Genomic DNA, 11,163 nt, shown 5'->3' on the forward strand with positions numbered 1-11,163 from the left:
CCGGCCGTGCGGGACCGCGCCCCTCCCCACCGTTCTCCACCGTCATGGCCGCCAAGGCGAAAGGCAGCTGTCACCCATGGCTCTCCGGCCACCCCTCCCCCGCACGGTCCGCACGGCGGCCGTCGTCTGCACCCTCGCGGTGGGTCTGACCGCCGCCTCGTCCGTCCTCAGCGGACCGCCCGCCGACCCGTCCGCCGGGGCGCCGGTGTCGCTGCGCGCCGCCGGGGCACCGGCCGCGCTCCAGCAGGTCTCGGCCGACGGCCTCGCGGGCCGGATCAGCGCCCTGCAGAAGCATCTGCGCGCCCAGCCGAAGGACGCCTCCGGCTGGTCCGGGCTGGGCGCCGCCTACATCGAGCAGGCCCGCAGCACCGGCGACCCCACCCGCTATCCGCAGGCGGAGAAGACCTTCGCCCGCTCGCTCGCCGTCCAGCCGCGGGACAACGACGAGGCGCTCGCCGGGCGTGCCTCCCTCGCCGCCGCCCGGCACGACTTCACGAGCGCGCTGCGGGACGCCGACAAGGCGCTGAAGGTGAACTCCTACAGCCAGGCGGCCATGGCCGTCCGGATCGACGCCCTGGTGGAGCTGGGCCGCTACAAGGACGCCACCGCCGCCGCCGACCACGCCGACTCGGTGCGGCCCGGCATCCCCGTCTTCACCCGGCTCGCCTACGTCATGGAGCTGCGCGGCGACCCGGCGGGGGCGCGCGAGGTCCTGGAACGCGCGCGGGAGTCCGCGACCTCGCCCAGCGACATCGCCTACGTCTCCACCTCGCTCGGCCAGCTCGCCTTCGGCCAGGGCCGGTACGACGCGGCACGTCGCGCCCTGGGCACCGCCCTGCGCGCCGTACCCGGCTATCTCCCGGCCCTGGAGTACCGCGGCCGCACGGCAGCCGCGGAGGGCCGCACGGGGGCCGCTGTGCGCGACCTGGAGAAGGTCGTACGCCGCTCCCCGCTCCCCGCCCAGCTGGCCGCGCTCGGCGAGGCGTACGAGGCGCGCGGCGACGCCGAGAAAGCGAAGCAGCAGTACGGGGTCGTCGACACCTGGATCACGCTGGCCCGCGCGAACGGGGTGGCCACCGACCTCGACAGCGCCCTCGTCGCGGCCGACCACGGCGACGTCAAGGAGGCCCTGAAGGCGGCCCGCGCCGAATGGGACCGCCGCCAGACCGTGCACACCGCCGACGCCCTGGCCTGGGCCCTGCACCGCAACGGCAAGGACCGCGAGGCCCTCACCGCCGCCGAGCGAGCCGCCGAACCGGGCTACCGCAACGCGGCGTTCCTCTACCACCGGGGCGTGATCGAGAAGTCCCTGGGCGACGAGAAGGCCGCCCGCGGCCACCTCACGGCGGCCCTGGACCTCAACCCGGGCTTCTCCCCGACCGGCGCGCGCGACGCGAAGGCGGCCCTGAAGCGCCTGGACGGTGCCCGATGAAAACCCCCCACCCCACCCCCACCCACCCCGGGCCTCCGCCCCACCCCCCGCTGCGAAGTGCCCCCCGGACAGCCTGGAACCCCCCGGCGACACCGAGGGCAGAACTCCCGGCAGCCCCCGAGGCAAACCCCCCGACCGAACCCGGGGCGGAACTCCCGGCGCAGCCCAAGGCAACCCGCGCGGCGGAGCCCAAGCCGAAGCAACCAGCCGCGCCCAAGGCGGAGCACACGACGCAGCCCGCGGCCGGTCCCCCAGCAGAGCCCCGCGCGGAGCGCACAGCACAGCCCGAGGCGAACCGCCCGGCGCAGCCCGGAACAGAGCGCACCGCGCAGCCCGACGCGGAACTCCCGGCGCAGCCCGATGCGGAACTCCCGGCGCAGCCCGCGGCAGAGCGCGACGTGCAACCTGCGGCGAACCACCCGGCCGGGGCCACGGCGCAGCCTGTGGCGTCGGGGTCCGGGGCGGAGCCCCGGGTTCGGGAAGGGGCGGGGTGGGGAAACAAGCCCGCCCACCGGGCCGCAGATGCCGACGAAACCCCGGGCGCGCCCGAGGCGAACCCCCCGGCCGACCCCGGGACGGAACTCCCGGCGCAGCCCAAGGCGGAGCGCGACGCGCGACCCGCGGCGAACCACCCGGCCGGGGCCACGGCGCAGCCTGTGGCGTCGGGGTCCGGGGCGGAGCCCCGGGTTCAGGAAGGGGCGGGGTGGGGGAATGAGCCCGGCCACCGGGCCGCAGCGCCCAAGCGCACCCCATGGTGGGGGAAGAGGTCCGGGCATCCCGTAGACGTGGCCGCCCGGCGGCGGGTTCGGCGGCGGGTCATCGCCGCCGGGGTGCTCCTGGGGGCCGTGGCCGCGGTCATGGGGCCTGCCGGGAGCGCCGAAGCGCATCCCCTCGGCAACTTCACCGTCAACCGCTACGACGGCCTCGTCGTCACGCAGGACGCCGTCCGCGTCGACCACGTGGAGGACCTGGCCGAGATCCCGTCCGCGCAGGCGAAGGCGCAGATCGACAAGAACGGCGACGACACGCTCTCCCGGAGCGAGCTGACCACCTGGGCCGAAACCCGTTGCGCGACCGCCGCGGACAAGGCGCGGCTGACCGTGGACGGCCGTGAGACGGCCGTACGGGTCCAGCGCAGCGCGGCCCGCAACCGTCCCGGGCAGGCCGGGCTGCCGACCCTGCGCGTGGGCTGCAAGCTGACGGCGAGCCTGGCGCACGCGCGAGAGGCGACCCTCACCTACCGCCCCCACGACGTCGGCGCCGGTCCCGGCTGGCGCGAACTGACGGCGCAGGGCGACCGGATGACGCTCACCGACTCGACCGCCCCCGCCCGCTCGGTCTCCCACCGGCTGACCAGCTACCCCAAGGGGCAGCTCTCCTCGCCGCTCGACCAGCGCACGGCCACCCTCCGGGTCGAGCCGGGCGGCCCGGCGCTCGCCGCGACCACCCCGGCGTCCGACCGGGACGACGCGGTGGGTTCGTCGGTGCTGCCGCGCGGCGCGGACCGCTGGACGCAGGCGCTCACCTCGATGGTGGCGCGGCACGACATCACCTTCGGCTTCGCGCTCACCGCGTTCGGCATCGCGGTCCTGCTGGGCGCGATGCACGCGCTCGCCCCGGGCCACGGGAAGACGATGATGGCGGCGGCCGCCGCGGCGGGCGGGCGCAGCGCGCTGCGCGATGTGCTGACGCTGGGCGCGTCGGTGACGGTCACCCACACGATGGGGGTGTTCGCCCTGGGGCTGCTGGTCACGGCGGGTTCGGCGGCCGCGCCCTCGGTGATCTCCTGGCTGGGCATCGCGAGCGGGGTGCTGGTCGCGCTGGCGGGGGCGGGGCTGCTGCGCAAGGCGGTGCGCAGACACCGTCATGTGAAGGCCCATCAGCATCAGCACGACCACGAGCATGGCCACGAGCACGGGCATGACCACGGGCACGAGCACAAGCATGGGCACACGCACACCCACGACCATGGCGACGGCCACACCCACACCCACGAGATCCGCCCCACCCTCCGCGGCACCCTCCTGATGGGCTTCGCGGGCGGCATGGTCCCCAGCCCCTCCGCCGTCGTCGTGCTCGTCGGTGCGGCCGCGCTCGGCCAGGCGTGGTTCGGGGTCGTACTGGTGGTGGCGTACGGGCTCGGGCTGGCGCTGACCCTCACGGCGGCCGGGTTCGCGGCGGTACGCGTGGGCCAGGAGGCCGCCGAGCGGCTCATGGCCCGCCGGGAGCGGGCGGGCCGGGGCCACAAGCTGCTGGGCGCGCTGCACCGCGCGACGCCGTTCGGGTCGGCCGCCGTCGTTCTCGTGCTCGGCTGCGGATTGGTGCTCAGGGGGGCGGCAACAACGCTCGGTTGAGGTACATTCAGCCCGAATTGCTCGGTTGGGGGGAGGGCTCGGCCATGAGCGAAGAGGGTTTCGGCCGACGGGGTGGGCAGCTGGCCGGAGGGCGATATCGCCTCCTCGGCGAGCTGGGCCGCGGCGGCATGGGCGTGGTGTGGCAGGCGTACGACGAGGCGCTGGGCCGCGAAGTCGCCATCAAGGAGGTGCGGGCCCCGGCCGGGCTCGGCGACCGCGGCATCGACCGGTTGTACGCCCGGCTGGAGCGCGAGGGCCGGGCGGCGGCGCGGGTCTCGCACCGCAACGTGGTCACGGTGTACGACGTGGCGGTGGAAGGCGGCCGCCCGTGGATCGTCATGGAGCTGGTGCGCGGGCTGTCGTTCGCGGACGTACTGGAGGCGGAGGGTTCGGTGCCGCCCGCGCGCGCCGCGTTCGTGGGCGCCGAGGTGCTGGCGGCGCTGCGGGCCGCGCACGCGGTGGGCGTGCTGCACCGGGACGTCAAGCCCGGCAACGTACTGCTCGCCAACGACGGCCGCGTGGTGCTCTCCGACTTCGGGATCGCCCTGGTGGAGGGCGACGCGGCGCTGACGCTGACCGGGGAGCTGATCGGCTCGCCGGAATTCCTCGCCCCGGAACGGGCGCTCGGGCAGCCGCCGGGCCCGGAGGCGGACCTGTGGTCGCTGGGCGTGATGCTGTACGCGGCGGTGGAGGGCTTCTCGCCGTTCCGGCAGGAGACGCCGCTGTCGACGCTGCGGGCGGTGGTGGACGCGTCGTTACCGCCGGCCCGCTGGGCCGGGCCGCTGAGGACCGTACTGGAGGGGCTGCTGCACAAGGACCCGCGGCGGCGGACCACGGCGGCGGAGGCGGAGCGGCTGCTGCGGCTGGTGGCCGCGGGCGGCACGCCCGGCGGCGTACGGCCACGATCGGACGCGCCCCCGGCGGCCCCGGCCACGGCGCCCACGCAGCCCCTGGTGGCGACCGCGCCACCACCCGGCGGCCGTCCAGCCGCCCCCGCCCCCGGGCCCGTCGGCCCCGCGGACGATCAGCCGCCGCCGGAGCATCCCCGCCGCGCGGTAGCCGCGCTCGTGGCCGGGGCGCTGCTGGGCGTGCTGGCACTGGTCGGGCTGACCTGGGCACTGCTGAGCGAGGGCAGCCAGAACGACAACGACGGCGGCATCGGCGGCAGTACGACCGCCACGACCGCCACCGGAACGCGCGGCGGGAACAACGCCTCCCGCCCCGGGAGCACGGCCGGGACGACGGCCGCGACCACCGCGCCCGCCCTCACCGTCACGGTCGTCGTCAAGGCCGAGCGCGACGCCTACGAAGGTGCCTGCCCGCCCCCGTCCGACCGGGCGCCGTCCTTCACCGCGACCCTCTCCGTCAGCCACGCGCCCGCGACGGTCGAGTACCGCTGGATCACCGGCAGCGGCCGGGTGTCGGACGGCGGCTGGAAGTCGGCCAGCTTCGGCGGGGACAGCACGGCACGGACGGTGCGCCACACCGAGCCGTCGTATCAGGCGGGCGGCCGCCACAAGGACTGGATCGCCGTGGAGACGAGGGGCCCGAAGCGCGTCACGTCCTCGCGCGTCGACTTCGCCACGACGTGCGAGGAGGCCCCGACGGACGGGGCCTCCTCCGGTGCGCCGGACGCGTCAGGGTACGGGGCGGATCACGCGGCCGAGGTGAACACGGGGAGGTAGCCACCGGACTGACCGGCGGCCGTCGGGTGGTAGGACTCCTCGATGGGGAGGGTGACGCTGTTCAGCCAGGCGTTGCCGGAGCAGATCTCATGACCGGTGAAGGTCGTGGTGACGTCGCCGAAGGCGAAGCCGTGGTCGGCGGCGCGCTTGGCGGTGACGGAGTTGAGGAGGTCGGCGGCATTGTTGATGGCAGCGCGCGACGCCTCGCTGAGGCCCAGGAAGCAGGAGCCCTTCAGCTTGTAGAAGCGCGGGTAGCCGAGGACGACGACATGGGCGGACGGCGCCTTGGCGCTGATGGCGTCGTACACCTGGTCGAGCTTGCCGGGCAGGGTGCCCTCGGCGTACGTACGGGCGTTGGCCACGGCGGCGAGGCAGCCGCTCTCGCCCTGCAGCGCACAGGTGGTCATCACGCCGGCGAAACCGGCATCGTTGCCGCCGATGCTGATGCTGACGAGACCGGTGCCCGAGTTGAGCGGTCCGAGCTGACCGCTGAGCACATCGCCGGTCTTGGCGCCCGAACAGGCGGTGAAGGCGAAGCTGGAGGGGGAGTGGGCGGCGGCCCAGAGCGCGGGGTACGCCTTGGTGCTGCGCTTGCAGGCACCGCTGGCACTGTCGTAGCTGCCCGCGCCGACCCCGGACGAGTACGAGTCACCGAGCGCCACATAGGCGGGACCCGCACTGTTCCCGGTGGCGTGGGCGGCACCGGCCCCGGTGAGGGCGAGGACGGTGCCAACGACGAACGAGCCTAAGGCCGCCGTGAGTCTGGACAGTTTCATTCGAATCTCCCTAGCAGGATCACTCCTGTGCCGATGTGAGGCACGATCACCCCAAAGCAGGCAATCGCGTTCGAAACCGTCAATCACGTCACCGTGCATATATTGGCGACGTGACATGGCTATGTCATGCCGCCGAAAATCATGATCTATGCGTGTAGCTGTCCAAAATCTTTCGATCACTCAAAAGGGTGAATCCTGCACGCGATCTCCGGCGCGCGCCTGGCGCACGCGGTGCGCAAAACCCTTGGTGGGCGCTCAACCACGCGCTCTCACATGGCCACTTCGCACACTTTCCCTGTCTTGACGAGCCGTGGCGCGCTGCGCGACATTGAAGCCCGGCATCCGGCGCTTCGGGGGGCAAAGTCGCCAATGCAGACGAACACTGACAAGAGATCGGCACGCGCCGAACTACTGCCGGTGGCCGCGGGGGCGGCCGTTGGCATCGCGACCACAGGCGCCGCGTTCACACTCGCGGGCGTCGACTCGCCGCTGCGCGCGCCGTTCACCTTGTTCTTCCTGTTGGCGGCACCCGCCGCGGCGCTGGGGAGCGCCCTGCGGGGGCTCGACGCGGCAGCCCGCACCGTGCTGGGGATCGCGGGTGCGCTCGCCCTCGATCTGCTGGTGGCGCAGGCCATGCTCGCGCTGCACATCTGGTCGGTGCGCGGCGGAGTGGCCGCGGTCGGCCTGCTGAGCCTGCTGATGCTGGTCCCGGCGCTCCTGGCACAGGCCCGGCGCCCCGGCCGGATGCGCACCCAGCCGCACGACGGTGGGGGCTGCTGACAGGTGGAGATCCGTGTGTACCGGCCGGGCGAGCTGACCGCCGCGGACCGGGCGGCCTGGACGGCCATGCAGGCCCAGGCCCATCTGCAGGGCGCACCGCAGCTGGCGAACCCGTTTCTGTCCCCCGAGTTCGCCCTCGCGCTCGGCCACTGCCGGCGCGGGGTGCGGATCGCGGTGGTGCACGAGGAGGGCGAGCCGGTGGCCTTCTTCCCGTTCCAGCGGACCCGGTTCGGGGTGGGCCGGGCGATCGGCCTCGGCCTGTCGGACGCGCAGGGGCTGGTGCACCGGCCGGGGTTCCAGTGGGACGCGCGGGAGCTGTTGCGGGCGTGCGGGCTGGCGGTGTGGGAGTTCGACCACCTGGTGGAGGGCCAGAAGCCGTTCGAGGTGGCGGCGCGGGGCACGTACGACTCCCCCGTGATCGACGTGGACCGGGGGTACGAGGCGTATCTCGCCCAGCTGCGCGCCCGCTCGCCGAAGTTCACCCGGACGACGCTGGCCAAGGAGCGGAAGCTCGGCCGGGACGTCGGCGAGGTGTCGTACGTCCACGACGAGCGCGATCCGGCCGTGCTGCGCACGCTGATGGGGTGGAAGTCCGCGCAGTACCGCCGGACCGGGCGGAGCGACCGCTTCGCCCAGCCGTGGATCATCCGGCTGGCGCGGCAGCTGTTCCACACCCGGAGCGACTCCTTCGCGGGGGTGCTGTCGGTGCTGTACGCGGGCGGGCGGCCGATCGCCGCGCATTTCGGGCTGCGTTCGGAGCGCGTCATGGCGTGCTGGTTTCCGGCGTACGACACGGACTTCGCCAAATACTCGCCCGGGCTGGTGCTGCACCTGCGGATGGCGGAGGGAGCCGCCGCCGAGGGTGTGGACTATCTGGATCTCGGGCGCGGTGAGAAGGAGTACAAGGACTCCCTGAAGACACGCGATCTCGGCGTGTCGGAGGGGTGGGTGATGCGCCGCCACCCGGTGGCGCTGGGGCATCGGGCACGGCGTGCGCCGGTGCGGGCGCTGCGCAACACGGTGCTTTCCCGGCCGGAGCTGTTCGGACCGGCCGACCGGCTGCTGAAACGCATGGGGAGTGTGCGAGCGGCCGGGAAGAAAGGGGAAGAGAAATGACGGACAACAAACCTGAAAGAGGTGTCGCCACCGGCGTCTTGTCATAGAGTTCCGAGCAACTAATACCGTCGTTACTCAACCCGCATCGGACCATCATTCAACGCGGCTCAAGGGGAGGGCTCGAGCGCCGCGATGGATTCCGTGCGGGGCGCGGTAGGGGGGTGCCGCGCCCGGATCTACCTGCCTGTTGTTGGGGGCGGGCCGGGGCGCGGGCCGCGAGGCAAGTAACAGCCAGCTCGTCCGTTCCGCATGGGGTGCGGAAAGTCCATGCCGTCATGGGCGGATGAGAACCCCCCTTTCGAACCGGATACACCAAAGGACCGCCGTGGGGACGGTGGTCCACCGGACGAGAGGGAACCATCGTCATGAGTTCTTTTGTGCGACCGGCCACGTCCGACATCGCACCGCCCGCCGGATCGTCTCGATACCGGCCCATCTCCTCGCATCTCGCGATCGCGCCGCCGGTGAGCGTCGTGATTCCGGCGATGAACGAGGCCGAGAATCTTCCGTATGTGTTCAAGACCCTTCCGGACTGGATCCATGAGGTCGTCCTGGTGGACGGCAATTCCACGGACGACACGGTCCGGGTGGCCCGTGAACTCTGGCCGGATGTGAAGGTCGTGCCGCAGCGCGGCAAGGGCAAGGGAAACGCGCTCATCACCGGATTCGCCGCCTGCACCGGGGAAATCGTGGTGATGGTGGACGCGGACGGCTCCGCCGACGGGTCCGAGATCGTCAGCTATGTGTCCGCGCTGGTGTCGGGCGCCGACTTCGCGAAGGGGTCGCGCTTCGCCAACGGGGGCGGCACGGACGACATGACACCGATCCGCAAGCTCGGCAACCGCGCGCTCACCGCGATCGTCAACCGCAAGTTCGGCGCCCGCTACACCGATCTGTGCTACGGCTACAACGCCTTCTGGCGCCGCTGCCTGGACGAGATCGCACTGGACTGCGCCGGGTTCGAGGTGGAGACGCTGATGAACATCCGGGTAGTCAAGGCCGGGCTGCGGGTCCAGGAGATCCCCAGCCATGAGTACGAGCGCATCCACGGCGCCAGCAATCTGCGGGCCGTCCGCGACGGGCTGCGGGTGCTCAGGGTGATTCTGAGCGAGCGCGGGATCCGGCGGCCCCGCCGCCCGGCGGTGGCGCCCGCGGCGGTCCGAGGGGAGGTGTCTTGACCCTCGCCCGACCGCAGCCGCGGATCTCGGTGGTGATCTGCGTCTACACCGAGGACCGCTGGGACGACATCCTCGCCGCGGTGGCCTCGGTGGGCGACCAGTCGTGGCCCGCCGAGGAGACGCTGCTCGTGGTGGACCACAACCCGGCGCTGCTGCGGCGGCTCCGGGACCACTACGCGGGCGCCGACGCCTCCGGCGTCGCCGGTGGGGAGGAGGTGCGGGTGCTCGCCAACGCGGGCCCCCGCGGCCTGTCCGCGGGCCGTAACACCGGCATCGCCGCGTCCTCCGGCGAGGTGATCGCGTTCCTCGACGACGACGCGGTCGCCGAGCGGGACTGGCTGCGCCACTTCGCCGCCGGGTACGCCGATCCGCGGGTGCTGGCGGTCGGCGGGCGCACCGAGCCGGTGTGGGCGTCCCGGCGCCGCCCGGCGTGGTTCCCGGAGGAGTTCGACTGGGTCGTGGGGTGTACGTACCGGGGGCTGCCGCCCGGGCGGGTCCGGGTGCGCAATGTGCTCGGCGGGAACGCCTCGTTCCGCAGGGCGGCGTTCGACGCGGTCGGCGGGTTCGCGAGCGGCATCGGGCGGGACGGCGACAAGCGGCCGCTGGGCTGCGAGGAGACCGAGCTGTGCATCCGGCTGACGCGCGCCCGGCCGGACGCGGTGCTGCTGATCGACGACCGCGCGGTCATCCACCACAAGGTGCCCGCGGCGCGGGAGCGGTTCGCCTACTTCCGCAGCCGGGCGTATGCCGAGGGGCTGTCGAAGGCCCTGGTCGCCCGCAGTGTGGGGGCCCAGGCCGGGCTGGCGACCGAGCGCCGTTACACCACCCGGGTGCTGCCCGCGGGCGTCGCCCGCGGGCTGCGGGACGCCCTGCTCGGCCGGGCGGGCGGGGCCGGTCGCGCGGGCGCGATCGTGGCCGGTGTGTCGGCCGCGGCGAGCGGCTATCTGATCGGCACCGCCCGGGCCCGCCGGGCGGGCGGTGCCCGCTTCACCATCGCGGCGGTGCCGGGCCCTTCGGCGCCCGGCGAGGGGGCGGCATGACGGTGAGACCCGGGGCCACCGGGCCGGTGCCGGTGCTGATGTACCACGCCGTGGCGCACGCACCGGCCCGGGCGACGCACGCGCTGTCCGTCTCACCGGGGGCGTTCGCCGAGCAGATGGAGCTGCTCGGCGCGTCCGGCTTCACCCCGGTGACCTGCGAGCGGCTCGCCCGAGCCTGGCGCGGTGGCCCCGCGCTGCCGTCGAACCCCGTGCTGATCACCTTCGACGACGGCTACGAGGGCGTGCACCGCCACGCCCTCCCCGTCCTCGGCCGGCACGGCTTCGCGGCCACCCTCTTCGCCTCGACGGGCTGGCTGCGCGGCCGGTACGAGACGGACGGCGCGCTCGACCTGATGCTCGACTGGGGGCAGGTGCGCGAACTCGCCGCGGCCGGAGTGGAGATCGGCGGACACAGCCACACCCATCCGCAGCTCGACCAGCTCTCGGACGAGCGGCTCCGCTTCGAGGTGGTGCGCTGCCGGGACATCATCGAGGCCGAGCTGGGCCGTCCGCCGGTGTCGTTCGCCTACCCCTACGGCTACTCCGACCGCCGGGTCCGGCGGGTGGTGCGGGAGGCCGGGTTCGGGGTGTCGCTCGCGGTGGGCAACGCGCTGGCGGACCGCCGCCAGGGTCCGTACGCGCTGCGCCGGGTGACGGTCTCCCGCCGTACCCGCGTCGAGGAGTTCGAGCGGCTGGTCCACGGCCGGGCCGTGGGCCGCGCCTTCGCCGGGGACCGGGCCCTCACCAAGGGCTATGCCCTCGTCCGCAGATCACGTCAGCTACTGGGAAAGGTGACTTGAGT

The 11,163-nt window shown here is 73.6% G+C and carries 9 protein-coding genes; 8 read left to right on the plus strand and 1 reads right to left on the minus strand.

The features are described 5' to 3' along the window. The first annotated feature begins 76 nt into the window (after positions 1-76). The 3 genes from ACZ59A_RS34215 (at position 77) to ACZ59A_RS34225 (ending at position 5,471) form a co-directional block, all read left to right on the plus strand. A complete protein-coding gene (locus ACZ59A_RS34215; protein WP_470966896.1) occupies positions 77-1,432 on the plus strand; it encodes a tetratricopeptide repeat protein in 1,356 nt (451 codons plus the stop codon). A gap of 857 nt (positions 1,433-2,289) precedes the next feature. Further along, positions 2,290-3,786, plus strand: a complete 1,497-nt coding sequence (locus tag ACZ59A_RS34220; RefSeq protein WP_470967091.1) for a HoxN/HupN/NixA family nickel/cobalt transporter — start codon at positions 2,290-2,292, stop codon at positions 3,784-3,786. Between the two features lie 44 nt (positions 3,787-3,830). Next, positions 3,831-5,471, plus strand: coding sequence for a serine/threonine-protein kinase (locus ACZ59A_RS34225; RefSeq protein WP_470966898.1), 1,641 nt, complete (start codon positions 3,831-3,833; stop codon positions 5,469-5,471). On the opposite strand, the gene ACZ59A_RS34230 is transcribed toward ACZ59A_RS34225, so the two are convergent. Next, positions 5,441-6,247, minus strand: a complete 807-nt coding sequence (locus tag ACZ59A_RS34230; protein ID WP_470966901.1) for an SGNH/GDSL hydrolase family protein — start codon at positions 6,245-6,247, stop codon at positions 5,441-5,443. The two genes, ACZ59A_RS34225 and ACZ59A_RS34230, sit on opposite strands and share 31 nt — an antisense overlap. Before the next feature lie 369 nt (positions 6,248-6,616). Here ACZ59A_RS34230 and ACZ59A_RS34235 point away from each other — a divergent pair, with 369 nt between their 5' ends. The 5 genes from ACZ59A_RS34235 (at position 6,617) to ACZ59A_RS34255 (ending at position 11,161) form a co-directional block, all read left to right on the plus strand. Beyond that, positions 6,617-7,027 (plus strand): hypothetical protein, encoded by a 411-nt coding sequence (locus ACZ59A_RS34235; protein WP_470966904.1) that lies wholly within the window; start codon positions 6,617-6,619, stop codon positions 7,025-7,027. 3 nt (positions 7,028-7,030) lie between these two features. Beyond that, on the plus strand, positions 7,031-8,143 hold the full coding sequence (locus ACZ59A_RS34240; protein WP_470966906.1) for a GNAT family N-acetyltransferase: 1,113 nt from the start codon (positions 7,031-7,033) through the stop codon (positions 8,141-8,143). 365 nt (positions 8,144-8,508) lie between these two features. Beyond that, positions 8,509-9,321, plus strand: a complete 813-nt coding sequence (locus ACZ59A_RS34245) for a glycosyltransferase family 2 protein (RefSeq protein ID WP_470966909.1) — start codon at positions 8,509-8,511, stop codon at positions 9,319-9,321. After that, positions 9,318-10,361 (plus strand): glycosyltransferase family 2 protein, encoded by a 1,044-nt coding sequence (locus tag ACZ59A_RS34250; RefSeq protein ID WP_470966911.1) that lies wholly within the window; start codon positions 9,318-9,320, stop codon positions 10,359-10,361. The genes ACZ59A_RS34245 and ACZ59A_RS34250 overlap by 4 nt, the downstream gene beginning before the upstream one ends. Continuing rightward, positions 10,358-11,161, plus strand: coding sequence for a polysaccharide deacetylase family protein (locus tag ACZ59A_RS34255; protein ID WP_470966914.1), 804 nt, complete (start codon positions 10,358-10,360; stop codon positions 11,159-11,161). Before ACZ59A_RS34250 ends, ACZ59A_RS34255 begins: the two co-directional genes overlap by 4 nt. Positions 11,162-11,163 lie beyond the last annotated feature (2 nt).

It is taken from the genome of Streptomyces sp. NPDC040405, from assembly GCF_055595765.1.